This is a genomic window from Streptomyces sp. NBC_00236 (assembly GCF_036195045.1).
Lineage (GTDB): Bacteria > Actinomycetota > Actinomycetes > Streptomycetales > Streptomycetaceae > Streptomyces.
This window is the reverse complement of the sequence record NZ_CP108100.1, coordinates 3,553,653-3,578,728: the sequence shown is the minus strand read 5'-3', so window position 1 is coordinate 3,578,728 and position 25,076 is coordinate 3,553,653. Positions and strand designations below refer to the sequence as shown.

The 25,076-nt window shown below is 70.2% G+C and carries 28 protein-coding genes; 8 read left to right on the top strand and 20 right to left on the bottom strand.

Features of this window, described 5'->3' with window-relative positions:
* Positions 1–52 precede the first annotated feature (52 nt).
* The 9 genes from OG446_RS16020 to OG446_RS15980 form a co-directional block, all read right to left on the bottom strand.
* A complete protein-coding gene (locus OG446_RS16020) occupies positions 53–487 on the bottom strand; it encodes an ester cyclase (protein WP_219567262.1) in 435 nt (144 codons plus the stop codon).
* A gap of 80 nt (positions 488–567) precedes the next feature.
* Complete coding sequence (fabG, locus tag OG446_RS16015) at positions 568–1,272, bottom strand: 3-oxoacyl-ACP reductase FabG (protein WP_328894691.1); 705 nt, start codon at positions 1,270–1,272, stop codon at positions 568–570.
* Positions 1,273–1,366: 94 nt separating this feature from the next.
* Positions 1,367–2,023 carry an HAD-IA family hydrolase gene (locus OG446_RS16010; protein ID WP_328894690.1) on the bottom strand — a complete coding sequence of 219 codons (657 nt, stop codon included), beginning with the start codon at positions 2,021–2,023 and terminating at the stop codon, positions 1,367–1,369.
* A complete protein-coding gene (locus tag OG446_RS16005; RefSeq protein ID WP_328894689.1) occupies positions 2,016–3,062 on the bottom strand; it encodes an AfsA-related hotdog domain-containing protein in 1,047 nt (348 codons plus the stop codon). Before OG446_RS16005 ends, OG446_RS16010 begins: the two co-directional genes overlap by 8 nt.
* Positions 3,063–3,111: 49 nt before the next feature.
* Complete coding sequence (locus OG446_RS16000; RefSeq protein ID WP_328894688.1) at positions 3,112–4,548, bottom strand: MFS transporter; 1,437 nt, start codon at positions 4,546–4,548, stop codon at positions 3,112–3,114.
* Positions 4,545–5,630 (bottom strand): SMP-30/gluconolactonase/LRE family protein, encoded by a 1,086-nt coding sequence (locus tag OG446_RS15995; RefSeq protein WP_328894687.1) that lies wholly within the window; start codon positions 5,628–5,630, stop codon positions 4,545–4,547. The genes OG446_RS16000 and OG446_RS15995 overlap by 4 nt, the downstream gene beginning before the upstream one ends.
* 407 nt (positions 5,631–6,037) lie before the next feature.
* Complete coding sequence (locus OG446_RS15990) at positions 6,038–7,450, bottom strand: DUF2637 domain-containing protein (RefSeq protein WP_443050138.1); 1,413 nt, start codon at positions 7,448–7,450, stop codon at positions 6,038–6,040.
* A 178-nt stretch (positions 7,451–7,628) separates the two neighbouring features.
* The gene (locus OG446_RS15985) at positions 7,629–8,474 is read right to left on the bottom strand and encodes a DUF3558 family protein (protein ID WP_328894685.1); all 846 of its coding nucleotides are present in this window, start codon (positions 8,472–8,474) and stop codon (positions 7,629–7,631) included.
* A 126-nt stretch (positions 8,475–8,600) separates the two neighbouring features.
* Positions 8,601–9,506, bottom strand: coding sequence for a DUF3558 domain-containing protein (locus tag OG446_RS15980; RefSeq protein ID WP_328894684.1), 906 nt, complete (start codon positions 9,504–9,506; stop codon positions 8,601–8,603).
* Between the two features lie 170 nt (positions 9,507–9,676).
* On the opposite strand from OG446_RS15980, the gene OG446_RS15975 reads away from it, so the two are divergent.
* A complete protein-coding gene (locus tag OG446_RS15975) occupies positions 9,677–10,870 on the top strand; it encodes an RtcB family protein (RefSeq protein ID WP_328894683.1) in 1,194 nt (397 codons plus the stop codon).
* A gap of 63 nt (positions 10,871–10,933) precedes the next feature.
* Here the strand turns inward: OG446_RS15975 and OG446_RS15970 are convergent, their stop codons facing one another.
* From OG446_RS15970 to OG446_RS15960, 3 genes are all read right to left on the bottom strand, one after another.
* Complete coding sequence (locus OG446_RS15970) at positions 10,934–11,818, bottom strand: hypothetical protein (RefSeq protein ID WP_328894682.1); 885 nt, start codon at positions 11,816–11,818, stop codon at positions 10,934–10,936.
* 159 nt (positions 11,819–11,977) lie between these two features.
* Positions 11,978–12,739 carry an SDR family oxidoreductase gene (locus tag OG446_RS15965; RefSeq protein WP_328894681.1) on the bottom strand — a complete coding sequence of 254 codons (762 nt, stop codon included), beginning with the start codon at positions 12,737–12,739 and terminating at the stop codon, positions 11,978–11,980.
* A gap of 54 nt (positions 12,740–12,793) precedes the next feature.
* Positions 12,794–13,129 (bottom strand): YnfA family protein, encoded by a 336-nt coding sequence (locus tag OG446_RS15960; RefSeq protein WP_219567274.1) that lies wholly within the window; start codon positions 13,127–13,129, stop codon positions 12,794–12,796.
* Between the two features lie 89 nt (positions 13,130–13,218).
* Between OG446_RS15960 and OG446_RS15955 the strand changes: the two genes are divergently transcribed.
* Together OG446_RS15955 and OG446_RS15950 are read left to right on the top strand one after the other, a co-directional pair.
* On the top strand, positions 13,219–13,740 hold the full coding sequence (locus tag OG446_RS15955) for a hypothetical protein (RefSeq protein ID WP_328894680.1): 522 nt from the start codon (positions 13,219–13,221) through the stop codon (positions 13,738–13,740).
* Between the two features lie 50 nt (positions 13,741–13,790).
* A complete protein-coding gene (locus OG446_RS15950; RefSeq protein ID WP_328894679.1) occupies positions 13,791–14,279 on the top strand; it encodes a MarR family winged helix-turn-helix transcriptional regulator in 489 nt (162 codons plus the stop codon).
* A 14-nt stretch (positions 14,280–14,293) separates the two neighbouring features.
* On the opposite strand, the gene OG446_RS15945 is transcribed toward OG446_RS15950, so the two are convergent.
* The 4 genes from OG446_RS15945 to OG446_RS15930 form a co-directional block, all read right to left on the bottom strand.
* Entirely contained in the window at positions 14,294–15,049 is a 756-nt protein-coding gene (locus OG446_RS15945) for a Mut7-C RNAse domain-containing protein (RefSeq protein WP_328894678.1), read from the bottom strand.
* Between the two features lie 62 nt (positions 15,050–15,111).
* A complete protein-coding gene (locus OG446_RS15940; RefSeq protein WP_328894677.1) occupies positions 15,112–15,951 on the bottom strand; it encodes an NAD(P)H-binding protein in 840 nt (279 codons plus the stop codon).
* Positions 15,952–16,177: 226 nt separating this feature from the next.
* Positions 16,178–16,708: a GNAT family N-acetyltransferase gene (locus OG446_RS15935; RefSeq protein WP_328894676.1), complete on the bottom strand. Its 531-nt coding sequence runs from the start codon at positions 16,706–16,708 to the stop codon at positions 16,178–16,180.
* 45 nt (positions 16,709–16,753) lie between these two features.
* Entirely contained in the window at positions 16,754–17,593 is an 840-nt protein-coding gene (locus OG446_RS15930; RefSeq protein WP_328894675.1) for a helix-turn-helix domain-containing protein, read from the bottom strand.
* Positions 17,594–17,683: 90 nt separating this feature from the next.
* Here OG446_RS15930 and OG446_RS15925 point away from each other — a divergent pair, with 90 nt between their 5' ends.
* Positions 17,684–18,256, top strand: a complete 573-nt coding sequence (locus OG446_RS15925; RefSeq protein ID WP_328894674.1) for a TIGR03086 family metal-binding protein — start codon at positions 17,684–17,686, stop codon at positions 18,254–18,256.
* Here the strand turns inward: OG446_RS15925 and OG446_RS15920 are convergent.
* From OG446_RS15920 to OG446_RS15905, 4 genes are all read right to left on the bottom strand, one after another.
* Entirely contained in the window at positions 18,189–18,506 is a 318-nt protein-coding gene (locus OG446_RS15920; protein WP_328894673.1) for a hypothetical protein, read from the bottom strand. The genes OG446_RS15925 and OG446_RS15920 overlap by 68 nt on opposite strands.
* A 171-nt stretch (positions 18,507–18,677) precedes the next feature.
* Positions 18,678–19,214, bottom strand: coding sequence for a DUF3291 domain-containing protein (locus OG446_RS15915; RefSeq protein WP_328894672.1), 537 nt, complete (start codon positions 19,212–19,214; stop codon positions 18,678–18,680).
* Positions 19,215–19,263: 49 nt separating this feature from the next.
* Entirely contained in the window at positions 19,264–19,944 is a 681-nt protein-coding gene (locus OG446_RS15910; RefSeq protein WP_328894671.1) for a helix-turn-helix transcriptional regulator, read from the bottom strand.
* An 83-nt stretch (positions 19,945–20,027) separates the two neighbouring features.
* Entirely contained in the window at positions 20,028–20,465 is a 438-nt protein-coding gene (locus OG446_RS15905) for a hypothetical protein (RefSeq protein WP_003968390.1), read from the bottom strand.
* A gap of 279 nt (positions 20,466–20,744) precedes the next feature.
* On the opposite strand from OG446_RS15905, the gene hemL reads away from it, so the two are divergent.
* The 4 genes from hemL to OG446_RS15885 all read left to right on the top strand — a co-directional run bounded on the left by hemL (position 20,745) and on the right by OG446_RS15885 (position 25,072).
* Positions 20,745–22,061, top strand: a complete 1,317-nt coding sequence (gene hemL / locus OG446_RS15900) for a glutamate-1-semialdehyde 2,1-aminomutase (protein WP_328894670.1) — start codon at positions 20,745–20,747, stop codon at positions 22,059–22,061.
* Entirely contained in the window at positions 22,058–22,762 is a 705-nt protein-coding gene (locus OG446_RS15895) for a histidine phosphatase family protein (protein WP_328894669.1), read from the top strand. Before hemL ends, OG446_RS15895 begins: the two co-directional genes overlap by 4 nt.
* Before the next feature lie 371 nt (positions 22,763–23,133).
* Complete coding sequence (locus OG446_RS15890) at positions 23,134–24,396, top strand: hypothetical protein (protein WP_328894668.1); 1,263 nt, start codon at positions 23,134–23,136, stop codon at positions 24,394–24,396.
* A 67-nt stretch (positions 24,397–24,463) separates the two neighbouring features.
* On the top strand, positions 24,464–25,072 hold the full coding sequence (locus OG446_RS15885; protein WP_328894667.1) for a TlpA family protein disulfide reductase: 609 nt from the start codon (positions 24,464–24,466) through the stop codon (positions 25,070–25,072).
* The last annotated feature ends 4 nt before the right edge of the window (positions 25,073–25,076 follow it).

Here is a 25,076-nt window from a genome sequence, read left to right as displayed (position 1 = left end):
TGAAGGGGTGGCGCGACAGGTCTCAGGAAAGGGGCCGGAAAGGCCGGGCGGGTCAGACGGCGGCCGGGGTCGGCGGCACGAGGGTGATGGCGCCGATCTGCGTCAGCAGCAGCAGGTCCTGGCGGAAGCCCCAGTGCTCGACGACCTTGCCGTTCTCGATCCGGTAGATGTGGGACTGCTCGACGTCCACGTCGCGCCCGGTCGGCGCGATACCGAGGAAGTCGCCGGTGTGCTTGCCGGTGAAGCGCAGCCGCAGGACGGCGCGGTCACCCTCGGAGAAGCTGTCCAGGTGCTCCCACTTGGCGCCCTCGAACGCGCTGTGCACCCAGCGCGCGGTGCCGAGGTAGCCGTACGGGCCGTTCGGGACGCCGGCCTGGGCCTCGTAGTCGACGAAGTCGTCCGCGACGTACTTGAGGGCGGCCTCCTCGCTCAGGTCGTTGAAGATCAGGCCCATGTTGATGGAGAGGTCGAGTGCTTCGGTGCTCATCTGATGACTCCTCGAACGGTGGGGAGGGAACCCGGGGAGATACCCCGGAAATCTTCTTTTCGCTGGCCCGGCGGGGCTGCTCAGTGCCCGGCGCCCAGACCGCCGGTGACCGGAATGACCCCGGCGGTCACGTACGAGGCGTCCTCACCGGCGAGGAAGCGCACGGCCGCGGCCACCTCCTCGGGGGTGCCGGTGCGGGCCAGCGCGGTCCTGGCCAGGGCGGCCTCGCGGCGCGCGTCGGTGACGTGCTCCACCATGTCGGTCTCGATCATTCCGGGAGCCACCACGTTCACGGTGACGTTGCGCCGGCCCAGCTCGATGGCCAGCGAGCGGGCGAAACCGATCAACGCGGCCTTCGCGGACGCGTAGTTGGTCTGCCCCGGCGCGCCGGACATGCTGTTGATGGACGACATGTAGATCAGCCGGCCCCAGCGGGCCTTGATCATCGCCGGGACGACCTCGCGGGTGACGGTGACCGCGGCCTGGAAGTTGGTCTCCATCACGGCCCGGAAGTCCTCCTCCGGCATACCGATCAGCAACTGGTCGCGGGTGATGCCCGCGTTGGAGACCAGGACCTCGACGGCCCCCTGCTGGACGGTGACCTCCTCGACGGCGGCCTTCACCTGCGCGGGGTCCGTCACATCGCACCGTACGGCGAAGAAGCCGGGCGGGGGCGGCGTGCTGTGGTAGGTGACGGCGACCTTGTGTCCCTCGGCCGCCAGGGCCCGCGCGGTGGCGAGCCCGATGCCCCGGTTTCCGCCGGTGACGAGTACGGAGCGGCTCATATGCACTTCCTCCTGGTGGGGTGCCGCGGTCCGGCCGGACGAGGCCGGACCGCGGTCGGGGGCGTGGTGGTGGCCGGGGCGGGCGTACGGTGCGTCACGCGAAGTCCTCCCACAGGGAGGCGAGCCGGTCACCGGCGCTCTCGGCATCGAGGAACAGCACCGACTGCCAGCCGGCCGCCTCGGCACCCGCGCAGTTCTGCGCCATGTCGTCCACGAGCACACAGCGCTCCGCGGGCACACCCGCCCGCCGCGAGGCGAGCTCGAACATGCCCGGTGACGGCTTGCGGTGGCCCACCTCGAACGACAGGATCACGTCGTCCCAGAGCCCGTCGGGCTCGATCATGCGCCGCCAGTACGGGTCCCAGGCGGGCACCATGTTGGAGAGCATCCCGACGAACGCCCCGCGCTCCCGCGCCTTGCGCAACTGGGCCACCCAGGCGTGGTTGGTCTCCCGCCCGTCGAACCAGGCGTCCGCCATCGTGGTGAGGCGGAGCGTGACGCCGTGCTCGGCCTCCAGCACATCGCCGATCTCCTGGAGCCACGCCTCCTCGGTCACCACCGGGGTGTCGATCGGCTCCATGATGTCGCTGGTGCCGTAACGGGCCGTGACCGTGGCCAGGGCGCGACCGAGGACCTGCTGGTCAAGGCCCATCGAGGCGCAGAACGTCTTCATCGTGTGGGCGAGCGGAGGGGTGAGAACCCCGCCGAAGTCCGACCAGACGGCCAGACGCGGTGGTGTGGTGTCAGGCATGCCGGCTCCTGGAGGATCCGTCGAGGTGGGAGACATCGGCCACGGCGACGGTGAGCTCCGCGATCTCAGCTGCGTCCTGATGGAAACGGATCCGCACCGCGTGCTGCCCGGCACCCGCGGGAGCCGGCGTCGCGGTGGCCGTCAGGGGGATGTCCAGCTCCGCGAAGCGCTCGAACCCGCCCTCGTAACCGATGGCACACAGCGAGCCCGAACCGGACGCGGCGGCCCGGCCGGTACCGGCGGACGCCACCGTGAGCAGCGCCAGCTGGCGGGCCGCCTCCACCAGCGTCATGGCCGGCAGATGGTCGTAGACGTGGTCGAACAGCGCCGGGTTGTCGAAGCGCGGTGCGACCCGGGCCGTGACGGAACCCTCGGTGAACTCCGGCTCCGTGAGCACGACGTTCAACGGGTTGTCACGGCCCACCAGCTCCGGCGCCACCCGCTCGACGTCACCCGCAGCCTCGGTGAAGTCCGAGCTGAGCGGCGCGGGCGTACCGCGCTGCGCGTGGCGCAGGATCTCGTTCTCGTCCCCCTTGAGGAAGAGCACGTCCATGGAGTGGTCGGCGACATGCACGTCACCCATGAAGATCCGCTGCTCCAGCCGGCCCTTGCGGTAACGCCCGCTGTGCCGGGCGGTCTTGCCGAAGAAGTCCGTGTCGACCCTCGGCGGCCCCGGCTCGCCGCCGATCCGCAGCGCGTGCAGGTTCCGCAGAGAGAACTGGAAGGCGTGCACGATGGCCATGGTTCCCGCCGGAACACCGGCGTTGGTGTGGGACCCGGCGATCGCCGACTGCCGGCCCGCCTCCAGCAGCAGCAGGGAGTCGTGCAGCTTCGGCCGCTGCCGGTGGTCGCTGTAGTAGAGGTGGGTGAGCGGCAGGTGGATACCCGCGGTCACCGCCATCGGCCGCAGACTCCTGACGTCCGTGACGAAGACCTCGGAGATGGCGGAACGGTGGGCGAGCGAGCGCTCGATCGTGCGGCCGTACTCGACGGCCGGAGCCACGGGCGTCGTGGCGTCTTCCAGCACCTGGGTGGTCATCGGTTCCTCCGAACCAGTTCTCGGGGTGGTCTGCCGGGCCTCGGACCGGTCAGCCGACCGGGACCGACACCGCGTTCTCCTCGGCCGCCTCGTCGCCGGCCCGCTCCGCACTGCGCCGGATGAACATGCCGCTCACCGCGCCGATCATCACGACGGCCACACCGATCCACAGAGCGGCCTCCAGACCGTCGGTGAACGCCGCGGCCGGATCGCCCGAGGTGTTGTCGGCGAACTGACGGCTGAACACGGTGGTCAGTGCCGCCACACCCAGCGCGCCACCGAACTCACGACTGGTGTTGTTGGCACCCGACGCCTTGTTCTGCTCGTTCTCCGGCACCGCCGAGATCACCGTGGCGGGGTTGCCCGCGAAGACCAGGCCCATACCGATACCGGCCAGCGCCAGCGCCGGCACCATGGCGCCGTACCCGACGTCCGGCGTCACGACCAGGGCGATCCAGCCCAGGCCGACGCCCTGAAGGGCGCAGCCCGCCGCCTGCAGCACTCCGCCGCCGATCCGGTCCACGAACTGGCTGGCGACCGGCACCACGAACATCGGCGCCAGCGTCCACGGGATGGTGCGCAGACCCGCCTCGAACGGGGAGTAGCCCATCGGGCCCTGAAGGAACTGCGTGAGGAAGAAGATCGACCCGAAGACACCGAAGTACATCGTGATCGAGACCACGTTGCTCAGCACGAAGGCCGGCGCCCGGTACATGTGCGTCGGAATGAGCGGGTGCCTGCTGTTGCGCTCGGACACGATGAACGCCACCGCCAGAACCACCGTGAGGGACAGCCCGGTCAGCGTGGTGACGTGCGTCCAGCCGTGGTCGGCCGCCGACACGATGCCCCAGACCGCCGACACGACCGACGCGGTCACCAGCACCATGCTCGGGACGTTCAGGCTCCGCTCCTTGCCGCGGCTCTCGCTGACCGCCCACAGGGCGAGCGGCAGAGCGATCACACCGACCGGCACGTTGATCCAGAAGATCCAGCTCCACTCGATCTTCTCGGTCACCAGACCGCCCGCGAGCGGACCCGCCGCGATACCGAGACCGTTGACACCGCCCCACACACCGACGGCCAGGTTCCGCTGCGCCCGCGACACCGCGCCGACGGCCAGCGTCAGCGAGACCGGAAGAATGGCCGCCGCGCCCGCACCCTGGAACACCCGGGCGATGACGAGCGTCACGACCGAACCGGCCATCGCACACGCCACGGAGGACAGGGTGAACAGGGCGATGCCGCCCAGGAACACCCGGCGGCGCCCGAACCGGTCACCCAGCGCCGCACCGGCCAGCAAGAGACCGGCGAAGGCCAGCACGTAGCCGTTCATCACCCACTGCAGCTCCGACTGCTTCACGTCGAAGTCCTGGCTGATCTCCGCCAGCGCGTTGGTGACGACGAGATTGTCCAGCGAGACCATGAACATGGGCAGAGAGGTGGCCACCAACGCCCAGAGAACGCCTCGGCTCTTGGTTGTCGTCATCGGATGATCCCCTTGCTGCTCGTGGAGTTGCTGCTCGTGGAGTGCCCGTGGCGCACCGGGCCCGGGCAGGGAAGGCGACGCAGGACGATCCGGTCCGAGGTCTCCCCGACCAGAACCGTCCCCACCTCACCGCTGAGCACGTAGTCGCCGTACGGCGTCACCGCCACCGTCGTGGGGCCGCCGACGGGCCACGGGTCCACCCGCGAGCGGACCGACGCGCTGCGCCATCCGTCGCGCGAACCCACGACCTTGACGGCGTCCACGCCGCCCGGCGCGCCGACGGCGGCACCGATGGAGTTGGTGACGACGACCAGGGAGCCGTCGGGACGCAGTCCGAGCCCGTCCGTACCCACCAGCGGCTCAGCGAGGTCCACCTCGGCCACCTTGCGGCCGGCCGGGGCGTCGGGACGGATCTTGAACATCCGGCCGTCGTCGTAGCGCACGGCCAGCAGATAACCGTCCGGATGCCACACGATGCCGTTCAGACCGACGATCTGCGCGGCGAAGCGGGGGTCGCTCACCACCGGGGTGACATGGCCGGCGAGGTCGATCCGCTGCAGGGTCTGCGACACGGAGTCCGTGACGTAGACGTTGCCCTGCGGGTCGAAGGTCAGGTCGTTGGCGAACGTCCGGGGAAGCCCCTGGGCGACGTCGATACGACGCTGCAGCTTGCCGGTGTCCAGGGCGAAGACGGCCACACCCGAGGTCGGGGGCTGATCCCCGACCTCCAGGCGCTGACGGATCCAGAAGTCGCTGTACGCGACGAGGATGCGATTGCGCGCGGTGTCCACCCGGACACCGAGGGTGGACACCATGCCGATGCTCGGCGCGAGCTCCTCGACGGTGCCGTCCAGCCGGATCACCGAGAGGGTGCCCTTCAGGGCGGAGCCGACCAGGAAGGCGCGGCGCGTGGGGTCCCAGGCGACGCCCTCCGGGTAGACGTCGGCCGCCCGGGTGTTGATCACGTCCGGACCGGTGTGTCGGCCGGCGACCGAGGCCGCCGGGGCAGGCGAATTCGCCAGGGCGGGGGCCGGGAGGGCAATCGGCGCGATCGCCGTGAGAACGGCCGCGGAGGCGAGCACGGCTCTTAGCGGAAGGGCGCGGGACACGGTGTTCCTCTCATGGTGGGTCGGCGGGATCCGGACTCCGTGAAGTGAGGGGAAACGGGTGCACGGAGCATGCGAATTCCGGCGGCGCAACGAACGGTGCGAGGTCGATTGATTTCCGTGCCGCGTGAATGGGCGGGGGCGCGTCCACTGCGGCACACCATCGAATCTAGGTCGGCCGCCGCGCGATATGTAGAGGACCTAGGACGCACCGGGAATGCCTCTTTCGAAACATTCCCCGACCGCGTCGACCCGCGTGGACCTGGCCAAACGCGCACGACTGAGGGCCGCCACCCCGGTGATGCGGGTGGCGGCCCTCAGCCGTTTTCGTCGCTGTTCCTGTGGTTGTCCTTTTCGCTTCCCGCCGTCGCCCTATGGCCCGATCACGCGATGTGGTCGGCCTCGAGTTCGGCGTGGTACCGGTTCTTGAAACCCTGGATCAGCTGGCGGAGCAGGGCCGCACTGCGCGGATGCCGCACGTTGTGCCCGTCCGACAGATGTATGTCGAGGACCTCGATACTGGGATACGTGCTGTGCTGGGTCACGAACGCGGCGAAGACCTCGTACGCGATCTCGCTGAACTCCGCGTCCTCCTGCGCCCACTCCTCGGCCCACTCGTCGGCGGCCTCGACGACGGCCTTCGGCTGCTGCTCCTGCACCGGGAACTGCTCCTGCACGGGCCCCTGGTCCTGCCCCGGAGCCTCCTCGGCCTCGGGGGCCATCGGCATCTGCTCCGTACGCTGCCCGGGCACCCCACCGATCGTGCCGACGTTGCCCAGCGGCCGGGTGCGGCCCCCGGGACCCGACGGGATCATCACCGGGGTGGGCTCCAGGCCCTCGACGTACATCGGGTTGTACGAGCCCTCGTACGCCCCGTCCGGCACCTGCGCCGCGAACCACGGGCTGTCGTGCGAGCCGGGCGGCCCCTCCGCCGGCTGCTGCTCCTCGGCCCACTCGCCGGGAACCGTCTTGGCGTACTGCTCCTGCTGAACCGGCTGCTGCTGCCGCGCCTGCGGGTCCTGCTGCGGTGCGTACGCGAGCTCCGGCTGCGGGGCCGTCTCCACGGCGGCGGCGGCCTGGGCCGTCGGCTGAGCGGGGGCCGGGGGCAGCAGGGCCGGTTCGATGCCGGCCGCGGCGAGTCCGGCGGGGCCCGTCTCGGCGAGCGGGACGCCGTACTTGGCGAGGCGGAGCGGCATCAGGGACTCGACGGGGGCCTTGCGGCGCCAGCTGCGGCCGAAGCGGGCCTGGAGGCGGGCCTGGTAGATCAGCCGGTCCTGTTCGAGCTTGATGACCTGCTCGTACGACCGCAGCTCCCACAGCTTCATCCGCCGCCACAGCCGGAACGTCGGCACGGGGGAGAGCAGCCAGCGGGTGAGGCGGACACCCTCCATGTGCTTGTCGGCGGTGATGTCGGCGATCCGGCCCACCGCGTGGCGGGCGGCCTCGACGGAGACGACGAACAGCACCGGGATCACGGCGTGCATGCCGGTGCCCAGCGGGTCGGGCCAGGCGGCGGCACCGTTGAACGCGATCGTCGCCGCGGTCAGCAGCCACGCGGTCTGACGCAGCAGCGGGAACGGGATGCGCAGCCAGGTCAGCAGCAGGTCCAGCGCGAGCAGGACACAGATGCCGGCGTCGATGCCGATCGGGAAGACGACGGAGAAACTGCCGAAGCCCTTCTGCTCGGCGAGCTCGCGCACGGCCGCGTACGAGCCCGCGAAACCGATCGCCGCGATGAGCACCGCACCGGCGACCACGAGCCCGACGAGTATCCGGTGAGTGCGTGTCAGCTGCATCGCGGCCACCCGCGACCCCTCCCCAATTCTTTGTCCCCGACGTCCGTTCCAGCGGGACGACTTCGAGATCCGGCGGGCACAGCCTGGCACATGCCGGAGCGTGGTGTTGCGCGGGGAGGGGCGAAGCCCGGTTCTCGGGCGAGGACCGGGCTTCGTGGCAGGAGAGGGCCGGGGGTGGTCAGCCCGTCTTCTTGACTGAGGCCGAGCTCTTGGCCGAGCTCTTGGTGGAGCTCTTGGACGAGGCCTTCGTGGACGCCTCGGCGGAGGCGGACCCGGCGGGCTTCGGCGAGCCGCTCGGCTGGCCGGCGTCGTTGGCGGCGGCCACCGCGGCGACCGCCTCCTTGGCGGCCTTCTGGGCACCCTTCAGGATGTCCGAGGCGGACGGGGTCTTGGCGCCCGCGTAGCCCGCACCGTTGTAGTTGACGGTGACGACGACGTTGCCCGTACGGGCGATGACCGTCGCGTACTTGAAGTCCTCACCCGTCTTGGTGAGGTCGTACGTGACCGTGGTGGCCGCTTCGTCGATCGAGCCGGCCGGGGCGGGGGCGGTGGCGAGCTTCTTCGCACCCTCGGCCGCCTGGGCCTTGGCGACCTGCTTCGTGTAGTCCGCCTCGGCCCGGTCCGCGCCGCTGCCCAGGGCCTGGTCGGACGCGAAGCGGGTGAAACCGACGTCGAGCCAGCGGTACTGGGAGCCCTTGACGCCGTTGTCGTCGAGGCCGTTCCAGGAGCAGCCGCCGCGGGCGGCCGTGTCGCTGGACTTGCCGCGCGTACCGCTCTTGTTCTTGGCCGAGGGGACCAGGGACTTGACCGTCTTCGCGGTGATCGACTTGCACGGGTCGGGCAGCGCGGCGAACTTCGCCGGTGCGACGGCCGCTTCGGTCTTCGTCGCGTCCGGTGCGGCGGACGACGAGGAGGCGCCGTCCTTCTTTCCGTCGGAGTCCGACGAGCAGCCGGCGACGACGAGCATCACCGGGACGGCGGCGCAGGCGAGTATGCGGGTGAGTCGCGGGGCTGATCGGTGCATGGTTCCTTCACTCGGGTGGCGCGGCGGTCGGGCGGGTGGTCCGGAGGGCCACGGTACGACGGACGGGTCTCGGATGCCGCCTCGGCCGGGAGTCCCGGGGGCGGCCCGTGGCGGCCGGGGGCGGGGCTACTCGCTGAGTCCGTCGACCAGCTTCTCGCCCAGTGCCTGGGCCTTCTCCTGCAGTTCCTTGCTGTCGGGGACCTCGGTGGAGAGGGCCGGCTGCGCGGTGTACCGGATGGTGACGATGACGTTCGATGTGCGGAATACCACGCTCACCGTGCGCTGCTGCGCGGCGGAACCTGCCGGGGTGAGCAGATCGTCCAGAAACGCACTGTCTCCGAGCGTGTCGAGGACCCGGGGCTGGAGGTTCTCGGCGGGGCTGCCCTCGGTGCCGCCGTCCGCGGTGTCATCCGTACCGCCGTCCGCGTCGCCGCCGCTCGTGCCGGCGTCCGCATCGGCGCCCGGGCTGCTCTCCGGGTCGGCGCCGGCGCCCGGCGTCGCGTCCGTCTTCCCGTCGGCGCCCGCCTTCGCGGTCGGGGAGCCCTCGGGCGAGACCGGGTCCTTCTCCGTCTCCTTCTCCGTGTTCCCGGGCGGCACGGAGGGCGCGGGGAGATCCGCGGCCTCCTCCTTCTTCGCGTACACCTCGCGGGCGCGGTCGTCGTCGCTCACGGCCGGGTCGTACGACACGACGCGCTCGAAGTCGATGGTGACGCCGCGGGAGGCGTCGGCCGCCTCGGACTTCCAGCTGCAGCCGACGCGGCGGTCCGTGTCGAACGTTCCGGCGGGCGTGCCCTCGTACACCTGCTCCTGCTGGGCCTCGGGCAGTTGCGCGGCTCCCGGCAGCAGGTCCTTCAGCGTGGCGAGCGGGATGGCGCGGCAGGCCTCGGGAAGGGTGCGGTACTTGCCCGGGGGTGCGGCGGAGGCGGACAGGGTGCCGGGCTTGCTGTCGGTGGCGGATGCGTCGCCCTCGGTGCCGGCACTGCAGCCGGCGACGAGTGCCGCGATCAGCACGGCGCCGGGTACGTACGCCATTCGTCGCACGGTCCTGGGCTCCCTTCGCGCGAAAAACGGTTGCCGCTCGATGGCGGCCGGTGGACACAATGTGTATCGCACGCGCCGCCGTGAATGCCGGTCGGCCGACTCATTTGCCGATCTTGGCACCGGTTTTGCGCTTTCAGTCTTTTCGGGGGAATCGAGGGGTTATGTCGTATGTAGAGGTACCGGGTGCGAAGGTCCCCATCCGTATGTGGGCCGATCCGGCTTCGGTCGAGGACGTCGCCATGCAGCAGCTGCGCAACGTCGCCACCCTGCCATGGATCAAGGGCCTGGCCGTGATGCCGGACGTCCACTTCGGCAAGGGAGCCACGGTCGGCTCGGTGATCGCGATGCACGGAGCGGTCTGCCCGGCGGCGGTGGGCGTGGACATCGGCTGCGGCATGTCCGCGGTGAAGACGTCGCTGACCGCCAACGACCTGCCCGGGGACCTGTCCCCGCTCCGGTCGAAGATCGAGCAGGCCATTCCGGTGGGCCGGGGGATGCACACCGACCCGGTGGACCCGGACCGTCTGCACGACCTCCCGGCGGCCCGTTGGGACGACTTCTGGGCGCGGTTCGACGGGGTGGCCGATGCGGTCAAATTCCGTCAGGAACGTGCCACAAAGCAGATGGGAACGCTCGGCGGGGGAAACCATCACATCGAGGTCTCCCTCGACGAAGTCGGCGCCGTATGGCTGACCCTGCACTCCGGGTCGCGGGCCATCGGCAAGGAGCTCGCCGACTTCCACATCGGCCAGGCGCAGCAGCTGGCGCACAACCAGGGCCTGGTCGATCGCGACCTGGCGGTCTTCCTCGCGGACACCCCGCAGATGGCGGCCTACCGCAACGATCTCTTCTGGGCGCAGGAGTACGCGAAGTACAACCGCGCGACGATGATGGCGCTTCTGAAGGGCGTGGTGCGCAAGGAGTTCAAGAAGGCGAGCGTGGCCTTCGGCCAGGAAGTCAGCTGCCATCACAACTACGTGGCCGAGGAACGGTACGAGGGTATGGACCTGCTGGTCACCCGCAAGGGGGCCATTCGGGCGGGCAGCGGCGAGCTGGGGATCATTCCGGGCTCCATGGGCACGGCCACGTACATCGTGAAGGGCCTCGGCAACGAGAAGGCGTTCAACTCCGCCTCGCACGGGGCGGGCCGCCGCATGAGCCGTAACGCAGCCAAGAAGCGGTTCTCGACACGTGACCTGGTGGAGCAGACTCAGGGGGTGGAGTGCCGCAAGGACTCCGGGGTCGTGGACGAGATCCCCGGTGCGTACAAGCCCATCGAGCAGGTCATGCAGCAGCAGCGCGACCTGGTCGAGGTCGTCGCGAAGCTGAAGCAGGTCATCTGTGTGAAGGGCTGAAGCGTGGGCGGTGGGTCCGCCTGTTGGAGTGGACGCCTCAGGAGGGCCTCCGCCCACGCCCGGTCACTGGCTGGGCGTCACGTCTGCGGGCGCTGGGATCTGGCCGGTTTTAAGCCGCCACAGCCGGACCGAGCAGCTCGCCACGCTTCGGTCGAGCTCGGGTGACGCGCTGTCGGCGCTGTCGAGCCGGAGGAGGACTTCGTCCTCCCAGGGCTTCCAACGCCGGTTCTTCCCACGGGGTTTCACGCCCGGAGGGCGTTGCCAGGCGAACACGCTTTCTGCGGCCTTCTGTTTGCGGTGCAGCGCGAGGGAGCCTGGGTAGTAGAGGTGCTCGGCCAGTCGGACCGCGGCCTCCATGGTGTACATGACGTTGTAGATGCCGTCACGGCTGTTGCGTTTGCTGTAGCGCTGGGCTCCGGTCACTTGTTTCGCGTAGAAGCAGAGGTAGGCCCCCACGGCCGTGCTGGCCGTGGTCAGGGAGACGAATGGGAACCCCTGTCCGGTGATGCCCACCGAGCCGTCGGCGTCGATGACTCCGCGAAGGTAGTCGCGGGCCGAGAAGTCGACTCGGGGCGGTGTGATCCGCCGTGACTTGTGTCCGTACGGGATCCCCAGCTCATTGATCAAGGACCTGGCTTCGAGGGAGCAGACGGTCCAGATCGCCGAGTGATGGCGTTCGGAGAAATTGGTGGAGCGAATGCGCTCCGTGATGCTGCTGTTGTACGGGGTCAGCTGCTGGAACTCGCGAAGGATCGCGATGTCCCGCACGTTGATCTCCACACTCAGGCGGCCCTTCCGGCCCGGCCCCGCGGATAGGTGCCCGTCCGCCTGCACGAAGCCGAACATGTAGGCGTACCGGGGATCGGTGAGGTCCATGTACCCGGTTGAAGGGGCCACGAGAGCGTCGACTTCGAATAGCGCGGGGGCGTTAGGGTCGTGCTCAGCCACGGGAAGCTCCACTTCCTTGGTGGTGAGGCTCTCGGTCCGGACTGCAATCCGGCCGGGAGCCGTTCTGTGTTCAGTTGTGATCAACCGTAGGACGAGAGCGCGAAAGGCGACCCGGCGATCGTGCGGGTTCCCCCGGACGGGTGACGACCGTATCGGCCCTCACACCGTCCGGTGGACCTTCGAGTTGGAGGCCTGGGCGCGGGGGCGGACCACCAGGAGGTCGATGTTCACGTGGCTGGGGCGGGTGATGGCCCAGGTGATCGTGTCGGCCACGTCGTCCGCGCTGAGGGGGGCGTCGACGCCCGCGTACACCTTGGCGGCCTTCTCGGCGTCGCCGCGGAAGCGGGTGGTGGCGAACTCCTCCGTCTTGACCATGCCGGGGGCGATCTCGATGACGCGGACCGGGGTGCCGACGATCTCCAGGCGGAGGGTCTCCGCCAGGACGTGCTCGCCGTGCTTGGCGGCCACGTAGCCGCCGCCGCCCTCGTACGTGGAGAGGCCCGCGGTCGAGGAGAGGATGACCACCGTGCCGTTCCCGCTCGCGGTCAGGGCCGGGAGCAGGGCCTGGGTGACGTTGAGTGTGCCGATGACGTTGGTCTCGTACATCTGACGCCAGTCCGCCGGGTCACCGGTGGCCACGGGGTCGGCCCCGAGCGCGCCGCCGGCGTTGTTGACGAGGACGGCGAGGGTACGGAACGCGGTGGCGAACTCGTCGACCGCGGCGCGGTCGGTGACGTCCAGCGCGTAGGCCGTGGCCTCGTGGCCCGCCTCGGTGATCTCGGCGGCGAGCGCCTCGATGCGGTCCTTGCGGCGGGCGGTCAGCACCACGCGGAAGCCGGCTGCCGCCAGCTGCCGGGCGGTCGCGGCACCGATGCCGCTGCTCGCTCCGGTGATGACGGCGATGGGGGATGCGGCGGCCATGGCGGGCTCCTCGGACAGCTGATCGGTACGGGCTCAGGATAGGCAGGGGCGCGGTCAGTGGTTGCGGGGGGCGTACATGATCACCGCCATGCCGGCCAGGCAGATCAGCGCACCCGTCACGTCCCAGCGGTCGGGGCGGTAGCCGTCGGCGGCCATGCCCCAGGCGATCGACCCGACGACGAAGACCCCGCCGTACGCGGCGAGCACCCGCCCGAACTCGCCGTCGGGCTGGAGGGTGGCGACGAAACCGTAGGTGGCCAGCGCGATGATGCCCCCGCCGATCCAGGCCCAGCCGCGGTGCTCCCGGACCCCTTGCCACACGAGCCAGGCGCCGCCGATCTCGAACAGCGCGGCGACGACGAAGAGGGCGATGGAGCGGATCACGGACATGGGGGGAAGGGTGCCATGCCCGCGTACCCAAGACGCGCCGAACCAGTGGGTAAATATGGATAATTCGTGATGATCTGTATCTTCAGGGCATGGTAGTGACGCGTAAGGCTCTGCTTGGGGTGGCCGCTGCGGCGGCGATGGCGTCGATGGTGACGCTGGGTGTGGGCGGGACGGCCGCCGCCGTCGGCGCGCCCTCCGGTACGCCTCCGGCGCGGAACATCGCGCCGGAGGCGGATGTATCGCACCACGGACATGTCTCGCTGTGGGGTACCGGGCTCGGGATCTGGCTGCGCAGCGAGAACCGCGGGCCGTCGGATCTGGACGGAACGACCGTGCGGCTGCGGATCTCCGTACCGCTGGCGGGCCGTCAGCGGTTGCCGCAGGAGTGCCTGCGGGCCGACCTGAGGACCGTGCTGTGCCGGACGGGCGCGTTGCACGCGGACGGCTCCGAGCAGCGGCAGCTCGCCCTCGAACTCCGGCTCGCCGGGCGGCCGGCCGAGGTGGTCGTCCGGATCGACACCGTGTGGAACGGCGGGGCGACGGACCGGAACGCGAAGAACAGTGAGCACGAGGTGCTGGCTCTCGCGACGGGGGACGAGTACGTGTTCTGAGCCGCGGGCGGGCGGAGCCCGGGGCAATGTCTGCTCCGTACACTTTCTGCATGCCGCAGAAGTCGTCCTCACCCCGTCGCAGCGCCCTGCTGGCCGAGCTGGCCGTCACCTCGCGCCGCTACATGGCCTCCTACGCCCTGTTCAACCAGGCCGTGGCCGACCATCTGGGGCTCCATCCCACCGACCTGCAGTGCCTCAACCTGCTGGGTCTGGAGGCCGGGCCTGTCACCACGGGCCGCGTCGCGGAGCTCACCGGGCTCACCACGGGCTCTGCGACCCGGCTCGTCGACCGGCTGGAGCGGGCCGGTTATGTGACCCGCGCCCGGGACACGGCCGACCGGCGGCGGGTGCTGGTCACGACCGTGCCGGAGCGGATGGCGGGGTTCGGCGCGGTCTGGGAACGGCTGAACGGCGGCTGGGCGGCGCTGTTCGAGGCGTACGACGATGATGAGGTCGCCTTCCTCATCGCCCATATGCGGCGGACGGCGGAGCTGAGCGCCGCGCAGGTCGAGCGGTTGCGCGACGGCGACGCCCCCTGACCCGGCGTGCGGGCTCAGCCGCCCGACGGGCCGGGTCCGGCCAGGGCGTTGCCGAAGTCGCGGACGGCTTCGGTGACGATCGCCTCCAGGCGGGCGTGGTGGGCGCCGCGCCAGTAGACCCGGTCGCACTCCGTGCACTGCGCGAAGACGTCGTAGGACTGCTGTGTTCCGTGCTCGAGCTGCCCGCTGACGGAGTCCTTGTCGGCTGCCGCCAGCGGTCCGTTGCACGCCGTGCACCGCGTCCACGGGGCGAGGTCCGGCGCGAACCGCTCCAGTACGTCGCGCAACTGCGCCTCGGGGCGGTCGCTGTAGACGTACGCCCCCGCCCAGATCTCCCGCCGGTGCAGCAGTCCCCGGTCCCGGGAGAGCAGGACCCGCCGCTCCTGGGCCGAGCGGGTGGCCAGTGCGGGGTCGCCGATGTCCTCGCTCTCGTACGCCGCATCGACGCCGAGCAGCCGCAGTCGCCGCGCGAGGGTGCCGAGGTGGACGTCGAGGAGGAAGCGCAGGGGTGCGCCCGGTACGTGCTGCGGGCGCTGGACGGCCCGGACCTCGACCTGTTCGCCCGCCGCGGGGATGTGTGACACGGGCACGGGGTGTCCGTCGACGAGGAGCTGCCCGGCCTCGGTGAGCGGGACGCCGAGCGATTCCACGACGTGGCCGAGGGTGGACGAGCCGTCGGTGGTCACGGCCGTCCGTCCGCTGCGGCGTTCGTGCGCGACGAAGAGGCGCAGCTCGGGGGCGACTTCCAGGTGGATCTCGGGTCCGTTCACCCGGTCAGGATGCCATCGGAGCGGGGGCCGAAGCCATGGGATTCGGTCGGGTCACGCGGGCGTCAGGCGCGGAAGGCGGCGGCGTGTCCGGCAGCCCAGGCGGCGAACGTACGAGGCGGACGGCCGGTCAGTTTCTCCGTGTCACCGGTGACTTCGTCTGCGGAGCCGTCCGTGGAGGCCCAGTAGTCGAGCAGTCCCTCGGCGATCTCCTCCGGCATGTAGGGGGAGACGGTGGCCTTCCAGTCGGCCCTGCTCACGGTGCGGACCGTGACGGGGCTGCCGGACGCGGCGGCCAGGAGCTCGACCTGCTCGGCCGCGGTGAGGGATTCGGGGCCGGTCAGGTGGTACGCCGAGCCCTGGAGCCGCGCGTCGGTGAGGACGGCGAGTGCCGCCTCGGCGATGTCGGTCTCGTCGATGGGGCTGGTCCCGCTGTGCGGGTAGGGCAGTTCGACGGGGCGGCCCGACCGGATGGACTCCGACCACTGGTAGGCGTTGCCGGCGAAGGCGCCGGGGCGCAGGAGGGTCGTGGTGAGGGGTGAGTCGGTCAGCGCCTGTTCCACCGCGTGGTGGAGGGCGGCGATCGGGTTGGACCCGGCGTCCGGGTCGAGGACCGAGCTGGAGGAGAGCAGGGCGATGTGTGTCACGCCCGCGGTCTGCGCGGCGGCGAGGAACTCGGTGATGTGGGACGGCTCGGCGTAGAGGAAGACGGAGTCGACGCCTTCCAGGGCGGCCGCGAAGGTGCTGGGGTCGCCGAGATCGCAGGCCACGGACGGAACTCCGGCCGGCAGCGAGAGTCCGGCGGGGTTGCGGGAGCCGGCGCGCACGGCGTGGCCGCCCCCGTGCAGGAGCGATACGAGTGCGGAGCCGACGCGGCCGCGGCAGCCGGTGACGAGGGTGAGCATGAAGAGGTCTCCTGGGTGAAGGGCCCGGATGGATGATCACGGGCCGAATATTACCTGTGATACGCATAAGCTGTGTCGCGCAGATAAATATCCAGGAGGCGGCCGCACCCGTCAAATCCTTAACGCGTCCGCGTCCGCGTCCGCGCTCCTCGGCCCGTCAGCGGCCCGGTCGACGGTCCGTCAGAAGTCCGGTCCTCGGCCCAGCTGGCGGCCGGTCGGCGGCCGGTCAGCGGTCCGGGTGGAGGTCCAGCCGCCAGTCGTTGGTCAGCAGTGGGTGCCCCGGTGGGTACTCGATCTCGCACTCGCCCATCAGCAGGAATCCCGCCCTGCGGCACACCCCGTTCGACGCGGCGTTGTCCACGGACGGGTAGGCGTGCAGATAGCGGTGTTTGCGCGCGGCGCGCGCCTGCCCGGCCACGGCCGCCGTCGCGGCCGATGCGATGCCCCGGCCCTGGAACTCCGCGAGGACGGCCCACCCCGTCTCGTACACCTCCCGGCCCTGCCAGGTGCGCTCCCAGAACCCGATGGTGCCCACGGCCTCGGCCACGCCGGGCAGCGCGATGCGGTACATCCTGCCCCGGCCCGTCCGGTCCGCGCTCAGCGCCACGTAGCGCCCGTGACGGCCCATGAGCTGCTCCTCCGACTCGGGGCCGCCCAGATGGTCCATCAGCTCCGGTGCGTTGGCACGGCGGAGCAGTTCCAGGTCGCTGTCCGACCAGGGCTCGATCCGTACGGATGGTGCTTCGGTGCGCTCCATGCCGGAACTGTAGGACGGGGCACTGACATTCAGCGGCGCCGCTCCTTACCGGGCAAACCCTGGCTGACGCGGCACCAGCACGGTCGGCGGGACGCCGACCGTCGCGGTGAAGTCTCTGACCAGGTGCGCCTGGTCGCTGTAGCCGAGATCCGCGGCGAGTGCCGCCCAGTCCACCGCCGGGTCCGACTCGGCGCGTTCCAGCGCCTCGTGGATGCGGTAGCGGAGGATGACCCACTTGGGGCCGACGCCCACGTACGTGGCGAAGAGCCGTTGCAGCGACCGCACCGACAGTCCCTCGGAGCGGGCCAGTTCGCCGACGCGGCGGACCGTGCGGTCGGTGCGTACGAGATCGACCAGGGCCATCGCCCGCTCGGCCTGCGGATCCGGCTGCGGGCCGAGCGCCAGGAGGTACGCGTCGAGCGCGGCGACCCGTGCGTCCTCCTGTCCGGGGTCCAGTACGGCCGACGGCGGGGCGGGCGGCGCGAAGACCTCGGCGGCCGGGACCCGGCGGCCCGTCCAGTCGGACACCGGCCGGTCCGGTGCGAACGGCCGGAAGCCGCCCGGCCGGAACTGCACACCGCAGACCCGTCCCCGCCCCTCCAGCTTCTGCGTGAAGAGCTCCAGGCCGATGCCCGAGACCTCCGCGAACCCGGCGTCCTCGTCCCCGCAGCCCGCGTACCGCTCGAAGACCAGGTTGACGCTGGGGTGCGGGACCAGATGGGAGGCGTACGGCTCGCGCAGGTCCCAGTCGATCAGCCAGTAGTGCTCCAGGTAAGGCCGCAGCGCGGGGGCGGGCTCGCGGCGCCGGAAGCGTACGTGTGTGAACAGCTCGGGGGCGTCGACGATGCCCCGGGTGTCGCGTCGGGGACCTGGGGAGCCGGGCATGGCTGCCGATCCTATGACGTGGTCCGCTTTCGCGTCCCGGCTGTCGCGTTTGTTCAAGACCCCGGCCGTCACCGGATGCATGGTCGAAGCATGAAGAGGATCAGTGAATTGCTCGATGCCGCGGCCGGCCGCGCGCTGCCCGTGGTGCGGGGGATCGACGACAGCCGGCTGGGCGACCCCACACCGTGCGCGGAGTACGACGTGCGTGCCCTGGTCTGTCATCTCTCCCAGGTGGTCGTCAACTTCACCGCGCTCGCGGCGAAGCGGGACACGGAGCTCGGTGAGTCCCCGGACGCGGTGACCGGGGACTGGCGGGAACGATTCGGCGAGGAGACGGCCGCGCTGGTCGAAGCGTGGGCGGCGCCGGGTGCGGAGGAGGGGACCACGGGCGCCATGGGATTCCCCGCGCGGACGGTCGGGCACATGGTGCTCGGCGATCTGACGGTGCACGCGTGGGACCTGGCGCGGGCCACCGGTCAGGAGTTCGTGCCGGACGCGGACGTGGTGGACGAGATCGGGCCCGCCATGGCGGGGATGGCTCCCAAGGCCCGGGAGGCGAAGGTGTTCGGCGAGCCCTTCCCCGTACCGGACGGGGCTAGCCCCTTTGCGCGGGTGCTGGCGCTGACCGGTCGTGATCCGGGCTGGCAGCCGCCCCGGGCGTGATGCCGGTGGCCGGAATGCGCGTGTCCGCCGCCGTCGGGCCGTCGTAGAGCGTGCCGAGACTCGCGTAGGCGCCGTCCACGATCTGCTCGGCGTCCACGAGCATCGCGCGCTCGGCGAGCCGGGCGGCCTGGTGGGTGTACGGGGACGGCGGCGCCGGGTGCCTGCGCCGCCACCAGGTATCGCATGCCGCGTAGATGCCGGAGGCGAAGACCAGCAGGGGGATGGACAGTGCCAGCAGAGTGTCGCCCATGGCAGGCCTCCTTCAGCGTCGATGCCTCCTGCATCGGCAGGTTCGGCATGTCTACTGAAGATCATTCTTCGGCCAATGAATGGCTGGATAGGGCTGGCTGGCGGACGCCCTTCGTGCAGGACGGCACCGGGGGGTGACGCGGGCTGGGCCGTGTGTTCGGCGGCACCCCGCTCAGCGGGGTGCGTGTTCGGCGGCTGTGTGTTCAGTGCGGGAGGGGGCGCTCTGAAGGGGGTGCGCGGGTTCGGCGGGGGAGCCGGACGGTGGGGGGTGCGGCGCCCGGAAGGTGAACGCCTCAGGCCCTTCGCCCTTCTCGCGGATCAGGGCGATGCGGCCCATCGCCTCCTCCATGCCCGGACGGTGCCCTGCGGGGACCCACCACAGCGCGACGGAGACGCCGGCGAGGCGCTCGAACCAGTCCCGGCGGCGCGCCAGCACCTTGAGGTGGTCGCTGCGGTACGTGTAGTTCCGCAGCGCTTCGACCGATTCCCAGACCGAGCAGTTGATGAGGAGCAGGTCGTCGTCGTGCTCGGGGCGCAGGTTCGTCGCGTCGGCTCCGCTGTCGTCGACCATGCGCCAGATGAAACCGGGCGCCTGGTCGGCGACGGCGTTGATCTCCTGGAGCTGGTCGACGAAGCCGGCCAGCTGAGGGCTGTCGAGTGGGGCGAGCATGCGCCCGACATTGACTTGGGCAAGGTGGAAGTCGCTCACGGGGGCAAGCATGCCCGGGCGAACCTTCTAAAGTCAACGAAGTTTTGTTTTAGACATCGGTTGCGGCCCCGGGCGCTCCTTCCGCGGTTTCGAGCGCGACGCAGCAGCCGTGCGGAAGGGGGGCCATCGCCGCGCTCCAGTCCTGTCCGCCCGGCAGTCCCGCGAGCAGGCCCTCGATTCCGGCCAGGTTCATCCCGCAGACCAGGGCGGGGAACTGATCGGCCAGCGCATGGAAGGGGCAGTTGTTCAGTCGGAGCGTCCCGTCGTCCCAGAACGGCTCGTAACCACGTGCCCGCAGGAGCTCGACCGGATCCGCCTCGCACCCCGGGTCACGTCCCGAGGCCTCCCCGGCCGCCCGTGCCGCCGACTGCAGTTCCCCGTCGAGCCCGGCCCGCTCCACCACCTCGGCCAGCAGCCGGCTCGCCGTGTCGTAGGACCGGGGCGGCACCGACACGGTGCGCTCGCCCTCCGCTCGCCGGTACAGCTTCGAGGGCCGCCCGGACCCCGGGCCGCTGCGGCCCGAAAGCCGCCGGAAGCACACTTCCAGCAGCCCGGCCTCGACCAGTTTGTCCAGGTGGAACGCGGCCAGTGAACGGGAGACCCCGACCGCCTCGGCCGCCGCGTCCCGCCCCACCTCGCCCGGTGTCCCGCTGACGTGCCGATACAGTCCGCGCCGCACCGGGTCCCCCAGTGCGACCAACGCCTCCAGGGCGGCATCCTCGCTGCTCACGGCTCAATTCTATAACTAACAGCGATTGACGAAGGGGTGGCTTCGATGGGACGGCTCGGGCGGGGCATCCGCAAAAGAGCGCGTCAGGGCCAGACCAGGCAGTAGGCCTGATGCCCCGCATCGTGCAGACGGTGGCTGAAGTCCTGCCACTCGTGCAGCAGCTGGTAGACGTTGAACGCGTCGCGCGGACCGCCGCGGTCCGGAACCGTCGACCAGATGAAGGCCGCGGCCCCCACGGACTCCTCGCCCACGCCGCGCAGCGGGTCCACCACCGTCATGGGGAGCTTGACCACCGCGTAGTCGGGGTGCAGCACGACCAGCTCCAGCGGCGGGACCTTGTGCAGGGGTATGCCCTGTATGCCGGTGAGGACCATCGCGGCGACCGTCTCCGGCTTGATCTTGGTGAACATGCCGCCCATGCCCAGCTCGTCGCCGCCGAGCTCCTCGGGCCGCATGGAAATGGGCACACGTGCGGCAGTGGCGCCGTCCGGGGCCCCGAAGTACTTGTAGGTCACCCCCATCCCGCCACTGCTCCTGCTTCCGGCTCCGACCTGCGCACCACCGGCCTGTATGCCCTGCTTGCGCTCAGCCTCGCGCCGGTGCCGACCCCGCCGGGCAGGCTCGGGCCCCAGGTCGTCGGTGCCTTCGCCCACTTCGCCACCGCGATGCATATCTCATCCACCCGACTACTAACTAGGAGACACAGCCCCCGCCGCGCAACCCGATCATCGTGTCAGTGACCTCCCCCATGAACGTGCGGTGAAACACCTGTCCGCAAGACCGTCCGTGGCTCTGACACCATGGCATGTGTGAGCTTTCCCTATGACGCCCCAGTTTCGCAGACGCTTTTCGACCGCGCGTCCCTCGTGACGCCCGGTGGCGTGAACTCTCCCGTACGTGCCTTCCGGGCCGTGGGCGGTACGCCCCGCTTCATGGTCTCCGGTACCGGTCCGTACCTCACCGATGCCGACGGTCGCGAGTATGTCGACCTCGTGTGCTCGTGGGGGCCGATGATTCTCGGCCATTCCCACCCCGATGTCATCGCCGCCGTCCAGGAGGCCGTCGCCCGCGGCACCTCGTTCGGTACGCCCGGCGAGGGCGAGGTCGCACTCGCCGAGGAGATCGTGGCCCGGGTCGAGCCCGTGGAGCAGGTACGGCTCGTGTCGTCCGGCACCGAGGCGACCATGTCCGCGATCCGCCTCGCCCGTGGCTTCACCGGCCGGGCGAAGATCGTGAAGTTCGCCGGCTGCTACCACGGCCACGTCGACGCGCTGCTCGCCGCCGCCGGGTCCGGTCTTGCGACCTTCGGCCTGCCGGACACGCCGGGGGTCACCGGCGCCCAGGCCGGCGACACGATCGTGCTGCCGTACAACGACCTGGAGGCCGTGCGGGCCGCCTTCGCCGCGCAGCCCGGCGAGATCGCCTGTGTGATCACCGAGGCGTCGCCGGGCAACATGGGCGTCGTGCCGCCCCTGGACGGTTTCAACGCGGGGCTCAAGGAGATCTGCGCCGCCAACGGTGCGCTGTACATCTCCGACGAGGTCATGACCGGGTTCCGTACGTCGAAGGCCGGCTGGTTCGGCGTCGACGGGGTGCGGCCCGACCTGATGACGTTCGGCAAGGTCATGGGCGGCGGCTTCCCGGCCGCGGCGTTCGGCGGCCGCGCCGACGTGATGGCGCACCTGGCCCCCGTCGGCCCCGTCTACCAGGCGGGCACCCTCTCCGGTAACCCGGTCGCGACCGCCGCCGGTCTCGCCCAGCTGCGTCTGCTGGACGACGCCGCGTACGCGAAGGTCGACGCGGTCTCCGCGGAGATCCGGGGGCTGGTGAGCCGGGCCCTCGACAAGGAGGGGGTCGTGCACACCGTGCAGGCCGCGAGCAACATGTTCTCCGTCTTCTTCACCGACGGGCCGGTCCGCACCTACGACGACGCCAAGCGGCAGGAAGCTTTCCGCTTCACCGCGTTCTTCCACTCGATGCTGGCGCAGGGGGTCTATCTCCCGCCGTCCGCGTTCGAGTCGTGGTTCGTCTCCACCGCCCACGACAGCCGGGCCGTCGAGCGGATCGCCGCCGCGCTGCCCGCCGCAGCCCGAGCCGCATCGGAGGCCACCGCATGAGCGAGACCAGCAGTACCGGCACCGGACGCCGGGACATCACCGTCGTCCACCTGATGCGCCACGGAGAGGTGCACAACCCGGAGGGCGTGCTGTACGGGCGCCGGCCCGGCTACCACCTCTCCGAGCTCGGCCGGCAGATGGCCGACCGGGTCGCCGAGCACCTGGACAAGCGCGACATCACGCATGTCGTCGCCTCCCCGCTGGAGCGGGCCCAGGAGACGGCGACGCCGATCGCCAAGACGCACGGCCTGGACCTCGCCACCGACGAGCGGCTCATCGAGGCCGCCAACGTCTTCGAGGGCAAGACCTTCGGTGTGGGCGACGGGGCGCTGCGCAAGCCGGACAACTGGAAGCACCTGACGAACCCGTTCCGGCCGTCGTGGGGTGAGCCGTACATCGAGCAGGTCGTACGGATGATGGGCGCCCTGGACGCGGCGCGCGACGCGGCGCGCGGTCACGAGGCGGTGTGCGTCAGCCATCAGCTGCCGATCTGGATCGTCCGCAGCTTCGTGGAGCGGCGGCGCCTGTGGCACGACCCGCGCAAGCGTCAGTGCACGCTCGCCTCGCTGACCAGCTTCACGTACCAGGGCGACAAGATCGTGTCGGTCGGGTACTCGGAGCCGGCCCGGGATCTGGTGCCGGCGCATCTGCTGGCGGGGGCGAAGCCGGTGAAGGGGGCGTCGAAGGGGTTCGGCGCGTAGCCGGCCGTTGGGCCGGGGGTTTCGGTCCGGGCCCGCCCCGGGTGGGCCGGGGATGGGCCCGGGTGCGACCAGGTGGCCGTTTTGTCCTCAATCACCGGACGGGCTGGATCTGGGCGTTGCGGTCCGGGATGTGACCGTCTCCGGCTCGTGCTGATCATTTCGTAGGCCGACCGGGCGGAATTTCGCCGTCCGGGGTTTCGGCCTGCCGGTTTTCTGGGGGTTCGGGGTCGCTCTCGCGTTCGGGCATGGCTGGGGTCTGGTTCCGTAAAGAATTGTGTGCTAATTCGAGGAACCCTCGTGTTGCTTCACCCATCTAAGCCTTTGCCAGTTTGTATGGACTTGAGGCAAAACGACCGCAGATGGGAAACAGCATGCGCGACATCAGCCGAAGGGGTTTGCTCGGAGCCGGACTTGGGGCCGCGGCCGCCATCGGGATGGCGGGCTGCAGTTCCTCCGGCGGTTCCGATACGGGTGGGGCGGGTCCGGACAAGGGCGCCAAGGGGGAGAAGGGTGCCGACGGCGCGGTCAAGGGCAACGGGCCCGCGAAGAAGGACGTCCGCGCCATCGGTGACGGTTCCACCGCCGACACCGGGAAGCAGCCGCACCAGCCGTCCACGCCCGTTCCGCTCGAACCCGGGCAGAAGCCGCCGCAGTTCGTGATCTTTTCCTGGGACGGGGCCGGCGAGGTCGGCAACGGGCTGTTCCCGCGCTTCCTGGAACTCGCCAGGGAACACGACGCGAAGATGACCTTCTTCCTCTCAGGTCTGTATCTGCTGCCCGAATCGAAGAAATCCCTCTACCGTCCGCCGGGCAACCCCATCGGCGCCTCCGACATCGGTTATCTCACCGACGATCACATCAAGGAGACGCTGAAGGGTGTGCGCCAGGCCTGGCTCGACGGCCATGAGATCGGCACGCACTTCAACGGGCATTTCTGCGGCGGCTCCGGATCGGTGGGCAACTGGTCGCCCTCCCAGTGGCAGAGCGAAATCGATCAGTCGATCTCCTTCGTCACCGAATGGCGCACCAACACCGGCTGGACCGACCTCGACCCGCTGCCTTTCGATTACCGCAAGGAACTCGTCGGCGGCCGCACCCCCTGTCTGCTCGGCCAGGACAATCTGCTGCCCACCGCGAAGAAGCTGGGCTGGCGCTACGACGCCAGTTCGCCCGGTGGCACCCAGGTGTGGCCCACCAAGCGCATGGACGTCTGGGACCTGCCGCTCCAGGGCATCCCGTTCCCCGGGCACAGTTTCGAGGTCCTCTCCATGGACTACAACATCCTGGCCAACCAGTCGCAGAATTCGACCAAGGGAATGCCGTCCCGGTATCCGGGCTGGCGGAACCAGGCCACCCAGGCGTACCTCAGCGGTTTCCAGCGTGCGTACGAGACGAACCGTGCGCCGTTCTACATCGGAAACCACTTCGAGGAGTGGAACGGCGGCATCTATATGGATGCGGTCGAGGACGCGCTCAAGCACATCGCGGGGAAGCCGGATGTGCGCCTCGTCTCCTTCCGGCAGTTCGTCGACTGGCTCGACGTCCAGGACCCGGCGGTGCTGGCGAAGCTTCGTACGCTGGAGGTCGGTCAGGCTCCCGAAGGCGGCTGGAACGCGTTCTTTAAACAGGCCTGACAACGGGCTTTACGGGCACCGAGGGGGGTGCCCAAGATCCCCGAAACCGTCATGCGAAACTTTTCACATGAGCTATGGCCGCGCATACCGACGCCGCTTCACCCTGCTCGCCGCACCCGCGGCGGCCGTCGCGCTCGCACTGACGCTGAGCGCGTGCGGTTCGGGCGGCACGACCGGTGGCGGTGGCGACACGAACTTCGTCACCGGCAATGGCGGGATCTCGACCGCGGCCAAGGGCGAGCGGGCCGACGCGCCGAAGCTCGACGGCAAGAGCCTGGACGGCACGAAGCTCGACCTCGCCGACTACAAGGGCAAGGTCGTCGTCCTCAACGCCTGGGGCTCGTGGTGCGCCCCCTGCAGACTGGAAGCCAAGTACTTCACCAAGGTGGCCAAGGCCACCGAGGACCAGGGCGTCCAGTTCATCGGGGTCAACACCCGCGACCCGGAGCCGGCCCAGGCCATCAGCTTCGAGAAGGACTTCGGGGTCACCTACCCCAGCTTCTACGACCCGACGGGGAAGCTCCTGCTGCGGTTCCCCAAGGGGACGTTCAAGCTGCAGTCCATCCCTTCGACCGTCGTCATCGACCGGCAGGGCAAGCTGGCCGCCCGCTACGTGGGCCCGCTCGACGACACCCGGCTGCGCGAGATGCTCGACCCCCTGATCGCGGAGAAGTGATCAG

Coding starts and splice junctions, on each gene's coding strand:
- OG446_RS16020 (WP_219567262.1), bottom strand. CDS start 487: ATGAGCACCGAAGCACTCGACCTCTCCATCAACATGGGCCTGATCTTC.
- fabG (WP_328894691.1), bottom strand. CDS start 1,272: ATGAGCCGCTCCGTACTCGTCACCGGCGGAAACCGGGGCATCGGGCTC.
- OG446_RS16010 (WP_328894690.1), bottom strand. CDS start 2,023: ATGCCTGACACCACACCACCGCGTCTGGCCGTCTGGTCGGACTTCGGC.
- OG446_RS16005 (WP_328894689.1), bottom strand. CDS start 3,062: ATGACCACCCAGGTGCTGGAAGACGCCACGACGCCCGTGGCTCCGGCC.
- OG446_RS16000 (WP_328894688.1), bottom strand. CDS start 4,548: ATGACGACAACCAAGAGCCGAGGCGTTCTCTGGGCGTTGGTGGCCACC.
- OG446_RS15990 (WP_443050138.1), bottom strand. CDS start 7,450: ATGCAGCTGACACGCACTCACCGGATACTCGTCGGGCTCGTGGTCGCC.
- OG446_RS15985 (WP_328894685.1), bottom strand. CDS start 8,474: ATGCACCGATCAGCCCCGCGACTCACCCGCATACTCGCCTGCGCCGCC.
- OG446_RS15980 (WP_328894684.1), bottom strand. CDS start 9,506: ATGGCGTACGTACCCGGCGCCGTGCTGATCGCGGCACTCGTCGCCGGC.
- OG446_RS15975 (WP_328894683.1), top strand. CDS start 9,677: ATGTCGTATGTAGAGGTACCGGGTGCGAAGGTCCCCATCCGTATGTGG.
- OG446_RS15965 (WP_328894681.1), bottom strand. CDS start 12,739: ATGGCCGCCGCATCCCCCATCGCCGTCATCACCGGAGCGAGCAGCGGC.
- OG446_RS15960 (WP_219567274.1), bottom strand. CDS start 13,129: ATGTCCGTGATCCGCTCCATCGCCCTCTTCGTCGTCGCCGCGCTGTTC.
- OG446_RS15955 (WP_328894680.1), top strand. CDS start 13,219: ATGGTAGTGACGCGTAAGGCTCTGCTTGGGGTGGCCGCTGCGGCGGCG.
- OG446_RS15950 (WP_328894679.1), top strand. CDS start 13,791: ATGCCGCAGAAGTCGTCCTCACCCCGTCGCAGCGCCCTGCTGGCCGAG.
- OG446_RS15940 (WP_328894677.1), bottom strand. CDS start 15,951: ATGCTCACCCTCGTCACCGGCTGCCGCGGCCGCGTCGGCTCCGCACTC.
- OG446_RS15935 (WP_328894676.1), bottom strand. CDS start 16,708: ATGGAGCGCACCGAAGCACCATCCGTACGGATCGAGCCCTGGTCGGAC.
- OG446_RS15930 (WP_328894675.1), bottom strand. CDS start 17,593: ATGCCCGGCTCCCCAGGTCCCCGACGCGACACCCGGGGCATCGTCGAC.
- OG446_RS15925 (WP_328894674.1), top strand. CDS start 17,684: ATGAAGAGGATCAGTGAATTGCTCGATGCCGCGGCCGGCCGCGCGCTG.
- OG446_RS15920 (WP_328894673.1), bottom strand. CDS start 18,506: ATGGGCGACACTCTGCTGGCACTGTCCATCCCCCTGCTGGTCTTCGCC.
- OG446_RS15905 (WP_003968390.1), bottom strand. CDS start 20,465: ATGGGGGTGACCTACAAGTACTTCGGGGCCCCGGACGGCGCCACTGCC.
- hemL (WP_328894670.1), top strand. CDS start 20,745: ATGGCATGTGTGAGCTTTCCCTATGACGCCCCAGTTTCGCAGACGCTT.
- OG446_RS15895 (WP_328894669.1), top strand. CDS start 22,058: ATGAGCGAGACCAGCAGTACCGGCACCGGACGCCGGGACATCACCGTC.
- OG446_RS15890 (WP_328894668.1), top strand. CDS start 23,134: ATGCGCGACATCAGCCGAAGGGGTTTGCTCGGAGCCGGACTTGGGGCC.
- OG446_RS15885 (WP_328894667.1), top strand. CDS start 24,464: ATGAGCTATGGCCGCGCATACCGACGCCGCTTCACCCTGCTCGCCGCA.